The sequence below is a fragment of the Acinetobacter sp. 251-1 genome (assembly GCF_030329305.1).
GTDB classification, from domain to species: domain Bacteria; phylum Pseudomonadota; class Gammaproteobacteria; order Pseudomonadales; family Moraxellaceae; genus Acinetobacter; species Acinetobacter piscicola_A.
In genome coordinates this window covers 185,179-205,062 of the sequence record NZ_JACANS010000006.1, presented here as the reverse complement: position 1 = coordinate 205,062, position 19,884 = coordinate 185,179, and the positions used below count along the sequence as shown (strand labels likewise).

Here is a 19,884-nt window from a genome sequence, read left to right as displayed (position 1 = left end):
GTGGAAACCAAGATGCATTGCATCAAATTATTAGGCGATAAATTAATGGCAAGAAGCTTTCCTAGTCAGGTGAATGAGATCCATGCACGTGTAGCAGTCCTTAACAGATTTACGGAATTAGGTCGCCCACTTACCCAAGTTACGCCTTAAATTTGGATCAATTAGGGGCGCTTTGCATTTCAAATCTTTGTGCAACAAAGCCCTTTGCTGATCCAATATAAGTTTTTACGTTTCAACATCACACTATAATCAGGGCTATAATAAAACTCAGGATAGCTTATAGAATATTCAGCATCAGAGATTAACTTTAGTTCAGGGCGATTAATTTTAAAAAAACTAAATTGTTGACTCACTAGAGTTTGTCCAGTTTTTTTATTTTTAACAATGAGTTCTGGAGCTTTAGGTTTTATCGTTTTACCTTTTTTAGAGTGGAAACTAAAAATAAGATCTTCAACTTCTAATTCTTTTTCTAATGTCCAATTTAATTTATAACTGATTTCATATTCAGTTAATGCAGCTAAATATGCTTTACGATATTCACTAAACATCACAGTAAACCAAATAATCGCGCATAAAATAACAAAAATGACTTTTAATTCTCCTTTCACATCTGGTTTTTCTATCTGTTCATTATTCATATTTTTAGCTAAGTCATTTCTTTTGTTTATTCTGTTTCAGTGACTTGTTGTATTTGATCGGGTGTCACAAAAAGTCCTAATACTTTTGCACCGCCCTCATGCCCTTTAAATATCACCGTAAAACGAATAGGTTTGTCAGGATAATCATAATAATAAGTCACTGAAAATATTTTACCTACTTTTAAATCAACTGTTTTTGCACGATACACCACCTCTTTTGGCTCAATCACATGGTCAGGCATTATTTCAAAAATTTCTGGCAGCACTTGTGGATTATTATTTAATAATTTATGAACATCGAGTTCGACTAACTGATAAACCTTAATCTCATTTTTTTCAACCAATGCCGTAAAGAGTTGTTGCGCCTTAGCATCTTGTACTGCACTACTTTCTGGAATTTCACCGATTGCCTTTTCAAGCACCGCATTGCCAACTTTTTCACACGCCATTAATGGCAAACTTAAACACAAAATAATTAAAATATTCTTCATTCAAATCCCAGTTTATTTTCATAAAAGCATTTAACTTTCATTAAGCAACCAAGTTATCACAGATATAACTACAAATAAAACTCATCTATAAATTAAAATGATAAATATTTAAAGTGATATGCAATAAAAAAGAGCGCCGCAGCGCCCTTTCTCAATAACTACAAATTACTCATCAATGTCATTATCAATAGAATCAGTGTCACCTTCTTCCATGATTGTTTCATCAATCACCAGCTTTTCTTGATCCACTAATGCTTCACCATCAATGGTTTCAACTGACTCTAAAATTTCTTCATCTTCTTCAACCGCTTCAACCGCAACAACGCCAACCAAGATTTCTTCATTACCTAAACGGATGAGACGAACACCTTGTGCATTACGACCTGTTTGTGCAATTTCAGAAGCACGAGTACGCACTAAAGTACCACCATCAGAAATCAACATCACCTCTTTGGTGACGTCAATTGCTACAGCACCGACCAATTCACCATTACGCTCAGAAGTCTTAATGGCAATAACACCTTTCCCACCACGTTTCTTGGTTGGGAAGTCATCGACAGAAGTACGTTTACCATAACCATTGGCAGAAGCACATAATACTTCACCCGTTTCAGGAACAACAACGAGTGAAACAATACGGCTCACGAAACTTGAATCTGAAGAATCTTCATCTTCAGAATCTACATCTGTTTCTACGTCTTCATCCGCTTGTGCAGCTGCTAATGTCACACGCATACCACGAACACCTTTCGCAGTACGTCCCATCACACGCGCATCTGTTTCAGAGAAACGAATTGCCTTACCTTCGTTTGAGAACAACATAATTTGCTGTTCACCATCCGTAATTGCAACACCAATCAAGGTATCTTCGTCTTTCAGCTCAATAGCACGTAAACCATTTGAACGAACATTACTAAATTGTTCTAATTCAACACGTTTTACTGTACCTGAAGCGGTTGCCATAAACACATAGAAGTTTTTACGAACACTTTCAACACGTTCAGCAAATTCTGCAATTAAATCATCTTGTACATCTGTTGTTGAAAGCTCTAAACCTATTTCTTTCAACTGCTTACGTAAAGCATCAGACAAATCATCAGGGTTTTCACCCAATTCAGCAAAAGCAGCTTTCAATGCTTCATAATGCGAATCAATGACTGAATTTTCACGAAGCTTCGCAACATTGGCACGCGTAAAACTTCTAAACTCAGCTAAACGCTCAGTAAATTTCTTCGGTGCATCAATCACAGGAAGAATTGCTGTAATGGTTTCCTCAGCCTCCAATGGCAATAAGTTCACCATCGGACGACCTTTCGCACCACGCGAAGCTTGCGGTACTTCAAATACTTTCAGACGGTAAACCTTACCGACATTGGTAAAACAAAGCACGGTTGCATGGTTCGATGTCACGATTAAATGTTGAATATAATCGTCTTCTTTCATCGAAGTTGCTGATTTACCACGTCCACCACGACGCTGTGCAGCGTAGTCTGACAATGGTTGAGTTTTCGCATAACCTGTTTTAGAAACAGTCAATACAACTTGCTCTTCTGGAATTAAATCTTCACGAGAGAAGTCAATACGTGACTCAACGATTGCTGTTTTACGAGCATCGCCATATTGTTGCAAGATCAAAGCAAGTTCTTCTTTAATCACGCCCATCAATAAATTAAAGTCATTTAAAATTGCTGTAAGTTCAGCAATTTGCGCTAGAATCTCAGAATATTCCGCTTGTAACTTATCTTGTTCAAGACCCGTTAAACGATGCAAACGTAATTCTAAAATCGCACCAACTTGTGCAGGTGATAAACGATAAATTGCGCCATCTAAACCAAATGGACGATTTGGATCTTCACCCTCAATCTCTTCAGGGCGTACAGAAATTGCACCCGCTTTTTCAAGCAAGGCAAGTACATTACCCCCTGCCCATTCACCCGCTTGCAAACGTTCACGTGCTTCTTGTGGATTTGCCGAAGTCTTGATGGTTTCAATAATTTCATCAATATTGGCTAAAGCAACAGTCAAACCTTCTAAGATATGACCACGTTCACGTGCTTTACGCAATTCAAACATCGTACGACGTGTTACCACTTCTTGACGATGACGAATAAATGCCGCAATGATATCTTTCAAATTCATTAACTTAGGTTGTCCATTATCAAGACAAACCATGTTGATACTGAATGAATTTTCAAGCTGTGTATTTAAGAATAGGTTGTTTACAATCACTTCAGCGTTTTCTCCACGCTTTAAATCGATTGCAATACGCATCCCTTCTTTGTCAGATTCATCACGAAGTTCTGAAATCCCTTCAAGTTTTTTCTCTTTCACCAATTCAGCAATACGCTCAATGGTTTTTGCTTTATTGACCTGATACGGAATTTCAGTAAAGACGATTGTGGTACGACCCGTTTTTTGGTCTTCTTCAAAATGATATTTACCACGAATATGTAAACGTCCTTTACCTGTACGGTAAGCATCTACAATGCCTGATTTCCCATAAATAATACCACCTGTAGGGAAATCTGGACCAGAAATATGTTGCATCAATCCTTCAATTGAAATTTGAGGATTTTCTGCATATGCCAAGCACGCATTAATGACTTCCGTCATATTGTGTGGCGCCATATTGGTGGCCATGCCCACTGCAATACCTGTAACACCATTGATCAACAAGTTAGGAATACGCGTCGGCATCACCTGAGGAATACGCTCAGAACCGTCGTAGTTATCTTCCCATTCGACTGTATCTTTTTCTAAATCAGCCAACATTTCATGGGTCAATTTACGCATACGTACTTCGGTATAACGCATTGCCGCAGCACTGTCACCATCAACCGAACCGAAGTTACCTTGACCGTCTACCAATTGATAACGCAAACTAAAATCTTGCGCCATCCGAACAATTGTTTCATAAACAGCAAAGTCACCATGCGGGTGATACTTACCGATGACATCACCGACAACACGGGCAGATTTTTTATACGCTTTGTTATAGTCGTTGCCTAACTCGTGCATAGCGAATAGCACACGACGATGAACAGGTTTTAGACCATCGCGAACATCTGGTAATGCACGTGAGACAATAACGCTCATCGCATAGTCTAGATATGAGTGCTTGAGTTCATCCTCAATGGCAATCGGTCTAGTTTCCGATACGCTCATGCATACTCCTTATTTCAAGCAACAAAGTTACTCGATTTATATCGTCAATCTTGCAAAAATTTGACCTAAAAATATAAGTCAAAATCTAAAATTCAGCCGAAAATTATAGCATAAAAACTTCACTTTTTGTGGCTTTAAATAGCGCTAAATCTTGTTAAATTTATGCATTTAAATGACAATCTTTCGTCCATTTCAATCATAAAATTAATTCAGCAAAAGCCTCATAAAAAAGTCTGACAAAATGATTGGAAAATTCATATTTTAAAAATTTATAAGTCAAAAAAATTCTCTATGGACTCAGGTAATAAAATTTATTTTTAAATCTTAGAGCTAAAATAAGGCAATTGAGCCAAAAATTAAATGCGGTGAAAAATCAACCTTCTAAATTATTTGATTCAGACAATTTAGAAGGCTGAACACTGTTAAATCAATAACCTATTATTTATTAATCTCTGCTTGAGGGTCATTCACTTTAACCCACACTTGGGTACGCCCTAACATAGATACCCCAATAAAACCCCTTAAACGTAAGCGACGACCATCTGCAACCAATTGCCCTTTTCCTTCAAAAATCTTACCACTCTTTGCCTCTAAAACCTTACCATGGATAAAGTTATTTGGCTTTTTAGGATCTTCAATAAAACCAGATAAAATCTGCATACCGATTAAAGGTTTATTTCTATAAGGTTCAGGACATTTTGTACAATGTGTCAACGGCACGCCACCTGGAGCAGCAAAACGATGGACAATAAATCCGCCATACGTCCCATTTTCTAACTTTTTGATTTCAATAATAGACAACGCCTCTCCTGTGCGATCATCTACGCTTTTCCAATACCCCACCAATGGACTAGCAGCATAGACTTGTGCGAACAACCCCATTCCCAATAAAGCAATTAAAGCAATTTTTTTTAAAATATTCTGTTTCATCTTATGTCCTATAAGAATTATTACTCTTCCTCTCTGGAAGCAAGGTTTATATTACTTATCGCCTTATAAAATACAATTGTTTTTTAAAACAAATCACTGATTACTTTTAGATATTTCATTATTTAAAACACATTTCATATAATTTTTATTAGAATTATTCTCTTAAATACATGCTCCACCATTGAGCAGCAATAGTATTTTTTCTTTAAAAATATTCTGTGTTTTAGCATCAAATATCAAAGGTTCTGATTTAAGCCATTATTTTTCTATAAACATAAAAAACATATTTTGCTTCAATCACGCATTTATACTTTAGGGAATAGCGTTACTATTCATTCCATCAAGAATTGCCAATACAAAAATGATCACTGCCCACACAATATAAATAAATACCTTCTTATTTTTTAATGGATGCTCCACAAATCTACCTTGTGCCCGTAAAATTTTTTCTTGTGTTATATCAAATAGTTTTCTTATTTCATTTTTAGCTTTATGCTCGTTCTTTAACGATTGATTCGAATTTGAATGTTGATATGGCTTTATACCCGCATCTTGATTCAAAATATGCTGCTTTTGTCGTTTGCCTCGGTTTAAAGATCGGATATGACTCCCTGTGAAATCATCAAAAGCTTGCTGATGCTTTAAGCGTACACCACAGATTCCACATCGGACTGCTTCATTGATATTTTCAGCATTGCACTTATGACATTTCATTCTATTTATCCTCTTTTTATCCCCCTACAGGAACTGTAAGTCCAATTTTTTTAAAATATTTTGCCCATCAAAAATCAATCGATATACAAAAGTTACAATGAGAGCGTTCAGTCCAAACAGCACATAAACAAGAATTAAAATAATTAATCCCAATAAATCCACACCACAATCCAAGGACTCCAATGTAGACAATATTTTTTAGATCGATCTTTTCTAAAAGCATCTCGCAGTAAAAGACAAGCCGTACAAGCCAATATTATACCGAATATGGAAAAAACAATCATACCGAAGCGATCGTCCGCCATGTTTATTGTCATAGCATAGACCATTATGAGCATCATCATGCCCACGAACAATGCTGATTGAAAAACAATGATTCTTTTAAAAATATGATCTTGTGTAAATTTTAAATTTATGTTCATTGAACTTATCTATTTTTAATTTAAATAAAAAACGCCCTTAATATCTTAAGAGCGTCTTTTTTGAAACTTAAAGTTCAGAATTAAAGTTTAGAAACTAACTCTGGAACTACAGTATTCAAATCACCGACTAACCAGTAGTCAGCTACAGCATTGATTGGCGCTTCTTCATCTTTGTTGATCGCTACGATCACTTTAGAATCTTTCATACCCGCCAAGTGCTGAATCGCACCAGAAATACCGACAGCGATGTATAGGTCAGGCGCAACGATTTTACCTGTTTGACCAACTTGCATGTCGTTAGGAACGAAGCCAGCATCAACCGCAGCACGTGAAGCACCTTGAGCAGCACCAAGCTTATCAGCAAGTGGATCAAGTACTTTGTGGTAGTTCTCACCAGAACCCACACCACGACCACCTGAAACAACGATACGCGCAGCTGTTAATTCTGGACGTTCAGATTTCACGATTTCTTCAGAAATGAACTTAGAAATACCAGCATCACCTGTAGAAGCGATTGCTTCAACAGCAGCTGAACCGCCGTCGCTTGCAACAGCATCAAAAGCAGTACCACGTACAGTTGCAACAACGATAGATTCGTCAGATTGAACAGTCGCAATCGCGTTACCAGCATAGATTGGACGTTTGAAAGTTTTAGGACCTTCAACAGCGATGATGTCAGTGATCATGCTTACATCTAATAGTGCAGCAGCACGTGGAAGAATGTTCTTACCCGTCGTTGTAGAAGCAGCTAGGATATGTGTATACCCCGCACCGATAGAAGCTACGAGTTTAGCCACGTTTTCAGCCAATTGATTTGCATAAGCAGCATCATCAGCAAGTAATACTTTGCTTACGCCAGCAACTTTAGCAGCAGCATCAGCAACTGCTTGAGCACCAGAACCTGCAACCAATACAGTGATATCACCACCGATTTTTTGAGCCGCAGCAACAACGTTTAATGTTGCACCGTTAAGTGCTTTATTGTCGTGCTCAGCGATAACTAAAATACTCATGATTTTATCCTTCTGTATTAGATCACTTTCGCTTCATTTTTTAATTTTTCAACAAGCTCATCTACAGATTTCACTTGTACGCCAGCTTTACGCTCTGCAGGTGGTTCAACTTTAACTGTTTTAAGTTTAGACGTTGAAGTAACACCATAATCAGCAGGAGATTTCGTATCAAGCGGCTTTTTACGTGCTTTCATAATGTTTGGCAGCGCAGCATAACGTGGCTCATTCAAACGTAAGTCAGTCGTAATAATTGCTGGAAGTGCAAGTTCAACAGTTTGTAAACCGCCATCCACTTCACGTGTTACTTGTACTTTGTCGCCTTCAACTTTAACTTCAGAAGCAAATGTACCTTGACCTGAACCAAGTAAAGCACCGAGCATCTGACCAACTTGGTTAGAGTCGTCATCAATTGCTTGTTTACCTAAAAGGATAAGTTGTGGTTGTTCTTGTTCAACAACACCTTTTAAGATTTTAGCAACTTCTAAAGCACCCAGTTGGCTATCATCAGCTTCAACCAAGATACCACGGTCCGCACCTAACGCCATCGCAGAACGGATTTGTTCTTGTGATTCTTTAGGGCCAATAGAAACCACAACGATTTCAGAAACAGTTCCTTTTTCTTTTAAGCGAACCGCTTCTTCCACTGCGATTTCATCGAATGGGTTAATTGACATTTTAACGTTAGTAAGGTCTACCCCACTATTGTCCGGTTTAACTCGAACTTTAACGTTGGCATCAACCACACGTTTTACAGCAACAAGAGCCTTCATGTAATCCTCGGCTGTTTTAGCAAATGTAAATGTTAAGAAGAGTTATCATAACCCTTCATTTAAAATTATTTAGGTGTCCTATCTTGCAATGTGTTTGGCATTTCGGTCAAGTCACAATTCACTAAAGTGATGTAAAAAAGCGTAAAAATAGTTGAACGCACAGTTCAAAAATATTTTTTTCAAACAATTCTCTTTGTTTTAGCTATTATTCAATAAAATTTTAAATATTGATTTTTAAGGTTTAATAAATTTTCAATCACGCTATTTTCAACTTTCTTAAGATATAAAACCAATAAATGATCTTAAAAAAAATTTCACTCAAAATTACTGATTCAGCTTATCAAAAATTGTCATTTAAGATATAAAACTGAAAATTTAGGTATTTTTTTAAATATTTTTTACGTTTGCTCACAACTTTCTTTTTAATTTTCCGCATTCTTTTAGATAAACAACGAAATATCTTCAATAAATTACCTTCATCTGATGCAAAAAAGTTGTTTTTTTGATCGACCTACAGGATTAAGCTCATGCTACTGCACAGTTACTGTAAAATATTTTTACACCTACAATCATTTAGGTCATTTTAAAATGTTGACTTACCAGCTTGAAACCAAACGTTTATATTTACGCCAATGGCAACGCTCAGATGTTCCAGCTTTTGTACAATTAAATGCTGACCCCAAAGTCATGCAATATTTTCCAAAATGCCTAACAGCAGATGAAAGTGAACAATTGGCTATATGCTTTCATAATTTAATTCAGGACAATCAATGGGGGTTTTGGACAGTTGAGTTAAAACAAACTCAACAGTTTATTGGTTTTGTTGGTTTACATGCACAACCCGAACGCTTTAGCTTTTCCCCATGTGTTGAAGTCGGTTGGCGTTTAGCACACCACTATTGGCATCAAGGTTATGCAACCGAAGCCGCCGAAGCATGCCTCGCTTTTGCATTTGAAATATTAAACCTAGATACTGTAGTGGCTTTTACAGCACATCTTAATCTTGCTTCTGCCAAAGTTATGCAACGTTTAGGTATGACTTATTTATATGACTTTGATCATCCTGCCTTGGCAAAAAACCATCGACTTTCCCAACATGTCTTGTATCCGATCACACGACATGAATTTATACTCCGCTCAAACAAGAGTGAAATTGTATATTCAAAAACAGATGCTAATAAGAAGAACTACTTTGAGCCGCTAAAAAATCTCGGTGAATATGACTGAGTGAAATTAAATCTTGATGCTCTAAATCAAATATCTGCCAAACTGCTAAAAAATCTTCCTTTGCATCCACATGCTGTGACACACTTTTTGCTGCTTGCCATTGTTGATCAGAAATCCATAAATATACTTCTTGAGTTTCAGTATTTAATGCTTGCACTTTACCTTCCGCATTAATTCCTAGGACTTTTCCTTGTTGTGGTAAAGTCGCCTCAATTTTCGGAAGACTAAATTCCACAAAATGTTTAACTTGACGTAATCCATAGCCACGAAAAATTTCTTTTTGCGCTTCAGTCAATTGTTGATATTTTTGCTCAAGCTCAGGAATCATTTTATTACCCAGTACATGTTCAACATCTTTTTTTAAAAATGGAAAAAATCGTGCACATCGCACGTTGCCTAAAACATATACAATAGAGCGCCACAAAATACAATTATCCTTTTGGCTTTTTTATTGATAAAAGATGCAAAGCATATTGTCTAGTCATATAAGTTTTGATTTTTTATTGCTATTTCAGTTTACACTCAAAGAATGCCAAATAATCTGCATTCATGTAAATTGTAAGAGACAGTGTATTTTAGAGTTTCACCCTCTTCTAATTAACTAAAATTTGTCATTTGCACATTTATTGCGGTATATAAAGCTACTTTTTAACTGCTCTTGGATGTGCTTGATCATAAACTTGTGCTAATCGATCAAAATCAATATGGGTATAAATTTGGGTCGTAGTAAGATTACTATGTCCAAGCATTTCTTGCACTGCACGTAAATCACCACTATTTGACAATAGATGACTCGCAAAACAATGACGTAATAAATGCGGATGTAAATCTACATTTACTCCTGCACGATGTGCTTGATATTTTACTCTATTTTCAATTTGTCTCGGGGTGATTGCATTTCCTTTTTGGCTAATAAACAGTGCAGATTCAGCCACAAATTCTCCCTGCCAAATTCGATAAACTTTCAACCAATCAATCAAACTTTGTTTGGCTTTACTTCCAAAAGGAATAATACGTGTTTTGTTACCTTTCCCTGTCACTCTAAGGAGTTGTCGATTAAAATCAAGATCTCGAATTTTCAAACCTTGTATTTCTGCTAGACGTAAACCACTAGAATACAACAACTCTAAAATGGCTTTATCACGCACCCATAATTGATTTTCTAAGGGTTTTTCAGGGGCTGCTTGATCCATAATTTGATTGACCGTTTCAATATCAATCATACCGGGCAATGGTCGAGGTTGTCTTTTTAGCTGCAAATCATCCGCAGGATTCATTTCCAGATAATGCCCTTGCTTTGCCCATTTCATAAACTGACGAATCGAGCTCAGATGACGCTGTAGGCTGCTTGAAGTTAATTGATCTTTTTCGACTTTATAAGCGAGGTATTCTCGTAAATCCGCTGCTTCAATTTGATTAAGCTCAATGTGTCGCATATAACAAAAGTCAATAAAACCTGAAACATCACGAAAATAAGCATCTAATGTATGTTCAGATTGATTTTGCACTTGCCGATCTTTAATCCACATGGAAAGCAGTTGCATTGCACCATATTGCATAAATCATCCTGTGAAATTAAACCTGCATAAACTGAACGAAAACACTCATTTTCTGGCATTCATATATTCATCAATATAATAACTTCAATAAAAACATATGCAAAAAATAAATTATGCACTATCTGTTTTTGCAATCACCTCAAACTTACCTTGTGGTGTTTTCACTAAAATCATCCCATCTGCACTGATGTAAAAACTTTTTGGATAATCAAAATTCAAAGCAAGTTCAGGGTTTCTTAACGCAACAAATTCAGCCTGTTTGTACCCTTCAATAGTACGTCCAACTTCAAAATAAGTCACTTCAGAAAAATTCAGCTTAAAGCCTTTTTCATGGTCTTTACAATCAATCCATGGGAAAAATCCAATATGTTTTTTACGTTGTGCCATTTCAATCCATCAATCTCTTATATACCTATCATACAAAAAAACCCGCACAAGGCGGGTCTTTTTTACAAGCATAATTCTTATGAATTACAAGCTGTAGTACATATCAAATTCAACTGGATGCGTTGTTGTATTTAAACGACGAACTTCTTCAGTTTTAAGCTCGATATATGCATCAAGCATATCTTTAGTGAACACGCCACCTTTCAACAAGTAATCATGATCCGCAGCAAGAGCTTCAAGCGCCATATCTAAGCTATGTGCAACTGTTGGGATTTTTGCTTCTTCTTCAGGAGGAAGGTCATACAAGTTCTTATCAGCAGCTTCACCTGGATGGATCTTGTTTTGAATACCATCAAGACCAGCCATTAACAATGCAGCAAAACCTAAGTACGGGTTCATCATTGGGTCAGGGAAACGTGCTTCAATACGTTTACCTTTAGGGCTAGAAACGTAAGGAATACGGATAGAAGCTGAACGGTTACGCGCTGAGTAAGCAAGCATAATTGGTGCTTCAAAATGTGGCACTAAACGCTTATACGAGTTTGTAGAAGGGTTTGTGATCGCATTCAATGAACGAGCATGCTTGATTACACCACCGATGAAGTAGAGTGCCATTTCTGACAAACCAGCATATTCATCACCAGCAAACAAGTTCTTACCATCTTTAGAGATTGACATATGAACATGCATACCAGAACCGTTATCACCTACCATTGGTTTAGGCATAAAGGTTGCTGTTTTTGCAAATTGGTGCGCAACATTCCAAACTGCATATTTGAACTGTTGTACTTCATCCGCTTTACGAACTAAAGTATTGAAACTTACACCAATTTCTAATTGGCAAGATGCAACTTCGTGATGATGTACTTCTACACGACCAGGTCCCATAATATCTTCAATACGAGCACACATTTCAGCACGCATATCTTGTGAAGAATCAACAGGTGGAACTGGGAAATAACCACCTTTCACACGTGGACGGTGACCAGAGTTACCCGCTTCATAGTCTTTACCTGTTGACCAAGCTGCTTCTTCAGCAATTAATGTATGACGTGCGCCAGACATGTCAATGTCCCATTTCACTTCGTCGAATACAAAAAACTCTGGTTCTGGACCAAAAAATGCAGTATCACCGATACCTGTTGATTTTAAATATTCTTCAGCACGGCGAGCAATCGAACGTGGATCACGTTCATAGCCTTGACCTGTAGAAGGTTCAATAACATCACATGTTACAACAACAGTTGCTTCAGCAAAGAATGGGTCTAAGAAACATGATTCTGGATCTGGACGCAAGATCATGTCAGATGCTTCAATACCCTTCCAACCTGCAATTGAAGAACCATCAAACATTTTACCGTCTTCAAAAGTATCTTCATCAATACTATCCGAAGGATAAGTTACGTGTTGCTCTTTACCCTTAGTATCAGTAAAGCGAAAATCGACCCATTTTGCGCCACTTTCTTGGATGAGTTGTAGGACCTTGTTCGCCATGCTCATTTTGCTCCGATGATTTTTTGTTGCACATGTGATTGTGCGTGTTAGTAGTTAGTATTAATAAAGCAATTACCATACCAACTTCAAGAATATTTGCTAAAAGGTTGAATTCCTTATCAGAAAATACGCTTTAATTTGTTTATACCCGTACTATTATACAAGCCGTATTTATAAATGCACCATCTTCATACACACTTCTTTGTTTTAAATATTTAATGCCGCCTTTAATTGCACTATTATTGTGCAATTATTTATATGTGTATTATCTTGGTGCTCATTTTATCCAATTATCATACTTTTGATCGTACTTTATGCAAAGAATAACTTAAATATTTACTCTAAATCCTAGACAAAAAAGAGCATCACGCTAGAACAATGAACTTTTACGCCCATTAGATAATGTTTCGATACATAAGACAAAAAAATTACGATGCTTACAAAAATTGATCATGAAAAAATTTGGCTTTTTTCCTGATTTAAATCTTATACAACAAGCATCGTTAGCATTCAAAAGTGCACAGCTAAATATATAACGTATCTGTTAAATTAAATGATAAATACCTTATGACATTTATTCTTAAAATATTGTTTAAAATTGCATGATTATTTTTTCATGTAGATCGTGTAATTTCACACATTCAAGAATCATATTTTTTGTTATTTTTATACATAACCATTTAAATAAAAATCGGGTTTTAATGCAACATTTTCGTTATAAATCACAACTCAAAACACAAACCACAAACCCGACAATATTATTTTAACTGTTTACACACTTAGGATATTTCAATTTCAGCACGTGCAATCAATGCTTCAACCACAAACAAGACATCATCTTTTTTACGTGCATCAACTGCAAAAATTGGCAAATCGTAATTTTCCATCTCACTAAAATCACGGTAAATTTTTAATAGACTTTGCGGATTTTCATCCACATGGGTAATACCGACAATAATATTTCCCACATGTGCTTTAAAAGATTCAAGATAGAATTTCAAATCATCTAAGGCATTTTTTCGTGAATGATCGATCAATACTATTGCACCAATTGCACCTTTACAGATCACTGACCAAATAAAATCAAAACGGTCTTGCCCTGGCGTACCATACAAACCAACCACAACCCCATCTTCGAGTTTGATTTCGCCATAATCAATACCTACCGTTGTTAAAGCCTTGGTATGTGCGTCTTGATCTGTATTTAATGCTTCAGTTGAAAGTACTGAAACCTCAGAAAGTGATTTAATGGCTTCAGTCTTACCTGCCCCCATAGTACCACCAAATACAATTTTGTATTTCTGTAAGATCAATTTTTTCTCCCTTGTCCAATTCATGGACGATTAACAACTTTAATTTTTAAATTAAAATTTTTATAAAACTTTAATATATCTTATAGACCGAGTTTTCGTCTGAGTTTACCAAAGAAACCTTTTAATACGCCTTCAGATTTCTCAGTTTTAAGGACTAACTTTGCATCTGTCTCAGGAATTTCTTTTACAGCATCGATCAAAACGGCAACAGCCACAAATTGTTGAATAATAGAAAGTTTAATTTCTAATTTTTTTTCAACTTGGCTGATACTCGCACCTTTTTCAAAACATGCTGCTATTTTAAATACATTTTGTCGATCATAAGCAGATTGCGGTTGTGGCCAAAACTTTAATTTATAAAAAGTATTTACATTTTGCTCTTTTAATAATTGCGGTGAATTCCACAATAAATTCCACAACCAATTTTTTAGATCTTGACCTTGCGTTGAATCTACACTTTGCACTTTTTGCATCGTTGCATAAGTATAGTTGAGTGAATTGTCTGTGCTATTGGTTTTACGTTCTGGGTCTACCCATACTTGCTCTTTACGGATATTAATGAGTGCAATATTGCCTTGATGATCAAAAACCTGAATATTACTATTTCTTTGATCGATCAACTCTTTGATTAATTTATTTATATCAGTAGTTTGGGAAGTTTTAACTACACGAATATCCTGATTAGATGTTTTTAAAGGGGTACCTAAATAGCGCGCTTTAAACCATTCTCGAATATCATCCGATGCTGAGAATGGTAAATATAGAGCATCATTTTCAATCATTCCTGCTTTATCTTGTTTGTTGACCAAACGTAAATAAGCAACTCGCTGACTCCCGACTAAATTTTGAATAGTGGGTGAGCCAAAAAACATATCATTGACCAAAAGTATGTCTAATTGTGGATCTGCAATATTAACCCAATTGATCTGGATGGATTCGTCATATAGCGCCTGAATTTTTTGTTTTAGGCTTTCTAATACATTTAGACTTAATCCAAAGATTGCTATTTTTACTTCTTCTCTCACAAATTCTTCCCCTAAAAACATGTGACGATATTATCATTTTTAAATAAAAATGCAAAAAATAACCATTGAAAAATCATCAATCTGTTCTTTTTTACAATGTATATCCATATATTAATAAATTGTTTAATTAAAGTTTTATCAATTTGACCGATAGCATCATATACAAAATTGATTTTTACATAAATTCAAGTGATTTGTCATCTAAATTCAGATCAAAGTTTAAACTATTTTAGACCTTAAAATATAATCTACATCTTTAACCATTTTGAATGAAATCATATTTATACATCTATTACTTGCTCCTTATTCAGCATATCATTTTTGATAACTCAAAATACGATTGAAAAATATCCTTTAAATCATATTTTAAATTTACTAAAATATTACCTTAGCTTTCGAATGCAACCACTGACCTAAGCTATAATTATATTTTTTTTAACAGCATAGCAACTAAATAATACGATTTAATGAATAGAATTTTTAATACCCAATTCAAGCGTTAATTAGTGCTTAAGTTTTTGATAGAAATCTTATATAAAACAAAAATTCAAAGAATTTAAAAAAGAATCTGCTATGATAGCATGCACTTCGTAGGCTTTCTTATTTTGTGCCTAAACCAAGTGTTTTTAAATGAGGAACTCAACAGTGACTCAAAAAATCCAAACAAAATAAATGTATAAATAACTAGAGGTTATGCTTAATATGCTTCTCATGATCGACAACTATGACTCTTTTACCTACAACATCGTCCAATATTTTGGCGAGTTAAATCAAGAAGTAAAAGTCGTCCGTAATGATGCCGTGACTTTGGAAGATATTGAGCGATGGCAACCAAAGTATCTTGTGATTGGTCCTGGTCCTTGCTCTCCATCTGAAGCTGGCGTTTCTGTGCCTGCGATTCAGCATTTTGCAGGGAAAATTCCAACCCTTGGCGTCTGTCTTGGACATCAGGCAATTGGGCAGGCATTTGGTGGTGACATTGTTCGTGCCAAAACCGTGATGCATGGTCGTTTATCTGACATGTACCACAGTGATACAGGCATTTTCAGCAATTTACCTTCTCCATTCTCAGCAACTCGCTATCACTCTTTGGTGATTGATCAAGCGACTTTGCCTGAATGTCTTGAAGTCACTTGCTGGACCAATGAAGCCGATGGCTCAATAGAAGAAATCATGGGTGTAAAACATAAGACATTGCCAATAGAAGGCGTGCAGTTCCATCCTGAATCCATCCTGAGCCAACACGGACACCAAGTCTTCAAGAACTTTTTAGATATTTATGCATAATTGAGTGACCCAAATGAATATTCAACAAGCTTTAAATAACATCACCAAAAATATTGAACTGACTCAACCGCAAATGGAAGCAGTGATGCGTACCATTATGAGCGGTGAAGCATCTGATGCCCAAATTGGTGCATTGATGATGGGTTTACGCCAAAAAGGTGAAAGTATTGATGAAATCACCGCAGCGGCACGTGTCATGCGTGAATTTGCCATCAAAATCGATGTCAGTGATATTCCCTATTTAGTCGATATTGTCGGTACAGGCGGCGACGGACAAAATTTATTCAATGTCTCGACCGCATCTTCTTTTGTCATTGCAGCTGCAGGTGCAACCATTGCCAAACATGGTAACCGTGGTGTGTCATCCAAGTCAGGCTCTTCTGACTTATTGGAACAGGCAGGCATCAACCTTGATTTAAATATGCAACAAACAGAACGATGTATCCGTGAGATGGGCGTCGGTTTCTTATTTGCTCCAAATCATCACAAAGCCATGAAATATGCAGCTGGCCCCCGTAAAGAGTTGGGTTTCCGTAGTATTTTCAATCTTCTTGGTCCGCTTACGAATCCGGCTGGGGTGAAGCGCTTTGTCATTGGTGTATTTTCCACTGAACTTTGCCGTCCTATGGCGGAAGTTTTAAAGCAACTTGGTGCTGAGCATGTGATGGTGGTTCACTCCAAAGATGGTTTGGATGAAATCAGTCTAGCTTCAGCAACTTATGTGGCTGAACTTAAAAATGGTGAAGTGACTGAATGGATGATTCAGCCTGAAGAGGTTGAGATTGAGTCTCAGACATTAACAGGATTATCTGTAGACAGTGCTGCTGAAAGTCTTGCACTGATTAAAGACGCTTTGGGTAAGAAAAAATCGGCAAAAGGTGAAAAAGCAGCCAACATGATTGCTTTAAATGCAGGTGCAGGGATTTATGTTTCAGGCTTAACCAACTCCTATAAACAAGGTGTGGCTTTGGCACATGACATTATTTATGGCGGACAAGCTTTGGAAAAAATGGGCGTTTTGTCAGAATTTACCAAAACCCTCAAAGAATACGAAGCTTAAGCATTTAGCCAAAATTTAAGGAATATCATTATGGTGGATATCGCCAATACCATTTTAGGTAAAATTGTAGATCGTAAACACGAAGAATTTGCAGCACGTTTAAAACAACGTAGTTTAAAAGATGTTGAAGAACTTGCTCAGGCAGCAACACCTGTACGTGGTTTTGCCAACGCTTTGCACAGTAAACGTCCTGCGGTGATTGCTGAAATTAAAAAAGCATCTCCGTCCAAAGGTATTATTCGTGAAAACTTTAATCCTGCTGAAATTGCTGAACAATATCAACATGCAGGTGCAGCATGTTTGTCTGTGTTAACGGATATCGATTTCTTTCAGGGTGCGGATGAAAACATCCAAATCGCGCGCAGCCATTGTGACTTACCTGCCCTGCGTAAGGATTTTTTAATTGATCCTTATGGTGTGATTGAAGCGCGTGCTTTACATGCAGATTGTATTTTGTTGATTGTGGCAAGTTTGTCAGATCAGCAACTCGAAGAAATGTCGAAAACCGCATTTGAACACAATCTGGATGTATTGGTTGAAGTCCATGATGAGGAAGAACTTGAACGTGCAATGAAGCTTTCTGAGCGTTGTTTATTGGGCGTGAATAATCGTAATCTAAAAACCTTTGATGTCGATTTAAATACATCTTTCCGTTTGAAAAAGTTGCTTGATCCTTCTCGTTTGCTGATTACTGAAAGCGGAATTGCCACCCCTGAAGATGTTCGAAAAATGCAGGAACATGACATTCATGCATTCTTGGTTGGCGAAAGTTTTATGAAACAACCACGTCCTGATCATGCTTTTGCAGAGTTGTTTGGTGTGCCTGAGAATATTTAATTTGTATGCTTCATAAAGCCTAATCGAAAGATTGGGCTTTTTTTAAATATATTTTTGTTGATTTTCATCTCACACCCCATTTGAATAAAATATTAAAATTAGCATAAATTAGATGTGCTCTAAATGAATGAAATTGAAACTATCAAATTAAAAGCCCAGTTAACATTAGGTTTAAAAACCACTGATGATATTGAACAATGGGCTATGTATACCTTGTCAAAAGATGAATCTAATCAGCTTGCTTTAGATTTATGTTTTCTAACTAATTCGGAACAAATGTTACATTATTTTCATGTGTTGCCTAAAAACTATAGCATAGATGAAAGTCTTAAAAAAAATATTATTTATAATGAGTTAAATAAATATACTACACAACTTATTTTGCACAATCAGGTACAACAATACACATGGAATGCAGCCCAAAAAATCTTTGATTTAGCTAAATATATTGAAGATGATGAATTATATGACTTTGTGAAATACTACGACGATGAATTTCACCTTGCCAAGGATGGCATCTCATCATTAACTCCTGATGAAATATTTCCACTTTTTATTATAGAACTAAAAAAATGGTTAGATATTCAACAAAAAAACTCTATTTAAAATTAAGTGTTCTCTAAATCTTCTACATGACAACATCACTGTAATACAGTTCAAATTTAGCCTGATTCAGACTATAATTCACAGTAAATACCCTTTATTTACTATTTTCTAATATGAGTAATTCTGATTCTTCATTTTCCAAATCACAACTCGATTTATTAAAGCAATTTAAAAAACAAATCACTCATCCGCATTCTTCAAAAGTTGCAGCACAGCCTGAACCTAAGAAAGTTCAAGAAACTGCACCTGAAGAAATCAGCGATGCAGATTTATTTAAAACAGCTTTGAGCGGCGTTAAAAAACTCGATAATAGTAATATTGCCAAAATCGAGCGTAAAGATATTCGTAAAAAACCTGATGCAAAGACCTTAGCCAAACGCGCTGCGGCTGAAGGTGCATTTGAAGTCAATGAGGCAGAACTGTCTGATACTCAAGCTATTTTAAACCCTGTAGCAAGCCAAGCTGCATTAAGTTATCGCATTGCGACCTTACAACACAAAGTCTTTGAAGACTTAAAAGCAGGTAATCTGCGTTGGTTTGAAGCGGTAGATTTGCATGGTTGTACGGTCGAAGAAGCTCGTTCAGCCGTTTTGCAAATTATTCAAATTGCCAAAGAAGAAAATCAGAATGTGATTAAAATCGTGCATGGCAAAGGTCCTGATGCCATTTTAAAAACGTATGTCAATGGTTGGCTACGTCAGCACCGTGATGTATTGGCATTTGTCAGCGCACCTGAAAAACAAGGGGGTACAGGCGCTGTTCTGGTTCTATTGAAACGTGCAGAAAAAAATCCAAAATTTGCTAAAGAATCTTGATTTACTGTATGTCAAACAGGCAAACCTCCGTAAAAATTTTATTTAAATGACGGTTTATCCCGTAGTTGGAAAATATTTGATGTTTTTCTGCTACAATGCCGTCCTTGTTCAATCCGTATAAGTGAACACGT

19 protein-coding genes and 1 pseudogene are annotated in these 19,884 nt (G+C 36.3%); 7 read left to right on the top strand and 13 right to left on the bottom strand.

Going from position 1 to position 19,884, the window contains the following annotated elements; translation table 11 throughout:
- A pseudogene (locus HX129_RS06740) lies at positions 1-150 on the top strand (IS5/IS1182 family transposase); the annotation flags it as partial.
- 29 nt (positions 151-179) lie between these two features.
- Here HX129_RS06740 and HX129_RS06735 read toward each other — a convergent pair.
- The 7 genes from HX129_RS06735 to HX129_RS06705 form a co-directional block, all read right to left on the bottom strand.
- The gene (locus HX129_RS06735) at positions 180-638 is read right to left on the bottom strand and encodes a hypothetical protein (RefSeq protein ID WP_286432984.1); all 459 of its coding nucleotides are present in this window, start codon (positions 636-638) and stop codon (positions 180-182) included.
- A 26-nt stretch (positions 639-664) separates the two neighbouring features.
- Positions 665-1,129 (bottom strand): hypothetical protein, encoded by a 465-nt coding sequence (locus HX129_RS06730; protein WP_130072800.1) that lies wholly within the window; start codon positions 1,127-1,129, stop codon positions 665-667.
- Positions 1,130-1,294: 165 nt separating this feature from the next.
- Entirely contained in the window at positions 1,295-4,294 is a 3,000-nt protein-coding gene (gene gyrA, locus HX129_RS06725; RefSeq protein ID WP_286432987.1) for a DNA gyrase subunit A, read from the bottom strand.
- Positions 4,295-4,732: 438 nt separating this feature from the next.
- Positions 4,733-5,224, bottom strand: a complete 492-nt coding sequence (locus HX129_RS06720) for a DUF2147 domain-containing protein (RefSeq protein WP_130072802.1) — start codon at positions 5,222-5,224, stop codon at positions 4,733-4,735.
- A gap of 312 nt (positions 5,225-5,536) precedes the next feature.
- On the bottom strand, positions 5,537-5,938 hold the full coding sequence (locus HX129_RS06715) for a hypothetical protein (protein ID WP_286432988.1): 402 nt from the start codon (positions 5,936-5,938) through the stop codon (positions 5,537-5,539).
- Positions 5,939-6,440: 502 nt separating this feature from the next.
- A complete protein-coding gene (locus HX129_RS06710) occupies positions 6,441-7,373 on the bottom strand; it encodes an FAD-binding protein (protein ID WP_286432989.1) in 933 nt (310 codons plus the stop codon).
- 17 nt (positions 7,374-7,390) lie between these two features.
- Complete coding sequence (locus HX129_RS06705; protein ID WP_130072805.1) at positions 7,391-8,143, bottom strand: electron transfer flavoprotein subunit beta/FixA family protein; 753 nt, start codon at positions 8,141-8,143, stop codon at positions 7,391-7,393.
- A 588-nt stretch (positions 8,144-8,731) separates the two neighbouring features.
- Between HX129_RS06705 and HX129_RS06700 the strand changes: the two genes are divergently transcribed.
- Positions 8,732-9,370: a GNAT family N-acetyltransferase gene (locus HX129_RS06700; RefSeq protein WP_286432990.1), complete on the top strand. Its 639-nt coding sequence runs from the start codon at positions 8,732-8,734 to the stop codon at positions 9,368-9,370.
- Here HX129_RS06700 and HX129_RS06695 read toward each other — a convergent pair.
- The 6 genes from HX129_RS06695 to HX129_RS06670 form a co-directional block, all read right to left on the bottom strand.
- A complete protein-coding gene (locus HX129_RS06695; RefSeq protein ID WP_180044919.1) occupies positions 9,318-9,698 on the bottom strand; it encodes a hypothetical protein in 381 nt (126 codons plus the stop codon). The two genes, HX129_RS06700 and HX129_RS06695, sit on opposite strands and share 53 nt — an antisense overlap.
- A gap of 313 nt (positions 9,699-10,011) precedes the next feature.
- Positions 10,012-10,929: a tyrosine recombinase XerC gene (locus tag HX129_RS06690; protein WP_130072807.1), complete on the bottom strand. Its 918-nt coding sequence runs from the start codon at positions 10,927-10,929 to the stop codon at positions 10,012-10,014.
- A 111-nt stretch (positions 10,930-11,040) separates the two neighbouring features.
- Positions 11,041-11,316, bottom strand: a complete 276-nt coding sequence (locus HX129_RS06685; protein ID WP_130072808.1) for a hypothetical protein — start codon at positions 11,314-11,316, stop codon at positions 11,041-11,043.
- 84 nt (positions 11,317-11,400) lie between these two features.
- Positions 11,401-12,816 carry a type I glutamate--ammonia ligase gene (gene glnA / locus HX129_RS06680; protein ID WP_171457446.1) on the bottom strand — a complete coding sequence of 472 codons (1,416 nt, stop codon included), beginning with the start codon at positions 12,814-12,816 and terminating at the stop codon, positions 11,401-11,403.
- Positions 12,817-13,589: 773 nt separating this feature from the next.
- Positions 13,590-14,123: a GTP-binding protein gene (locus HX129_RS06675; protein ID WP_286433205.1), complete on the bottom strand. Its 534-nt coding sequence runs from the start codon at positions 14,121-14,123 to the stop codon at positions 13,590-13,592.
- Positions 14,124-14,203: 80 nt separating this feature from the next.
- Positions 14,204-15,148 (bottom strand): hypothetical protein, encoded by a 945-nt coding sequence (locus tag HX129_RS06670; RefSeq protein WP_174492994.1) that lies wholly within the window; start codon positions 15,146-15,148, stop codon positions 14,204-14,206.
- Between the two features lie 702 nt (positions 15,149-15,850).
- Here HX129_RS06670 and HX129_RS06665 point away from each other — a divergent pair.
- The 5 genes from HX129_RS06665 to HX129_RS06645 all read left to right on the top strand — a co-directional run bounded on the left by HX129_RS06665 (position 15,851) and on the right by HX129_RS06645 (position 19,753).
- Positions 15,851-16,435, top strand: coding sequence for an anthranilate synthase component II (locus HX129_RS06665; RefSeq protein ID WP_130072812.1), 585 nt, complete (start codon positions 15,851-15,853; stop codon positions 16,433-16,435).
- 13 nt (positions 16,436-16,448) lie between these two features.
- Positions 16,449-17,495: an anthranilate phosphoribosyltransferase gene (gene trpD, locus HX129_RS06660; protein ID WP_130072813.1), complete on the top strand. Its 1,047-nt coding sequence runs from the start codon at positions 16,449-16,451 to the stop codon at positions 17,493-17,495.
- 30 nt (positions 17,496-17,525) lie between these two features.
- A complete protein-coding gene (gene trpC / locus HX129_RS06655; protein ID WP_286432993.1) occupies positions 17,526-18,332 on the top strand; it encodes an indole-3-glycerol phosphate synthase TrpC in 807 nt (268 codons plus the stop codon).
- A 123-nt stretch (positions 18,333-18,455) separates the two neighbouring features.
- Positions 18,456-18,938, top strand: a complete 483-nt coding sequence (locus tag HX129_RS06650; protein ID WP_286432994.1) for a hypothetical protein — start codon at positions 18,456-18,458, stop codon at positions 18,936-18,938.
- A gap of 113 nt (positions 18,939-19,051) precedes the next feature.
- The gene (locus HX129_RS06645) at positions 19,052-19,753 is read left to right on the top strand and encodes a Smr/MutS family protein (protein ID WP_286432996.1); all 702 of its coding nucleotides are present in this window, start codon (positions 19,052-19,054) and stop codon (positions 19,751-19,753) included.
- Positions 19,754-19,884: the final 131 nt, after the last annotated feature.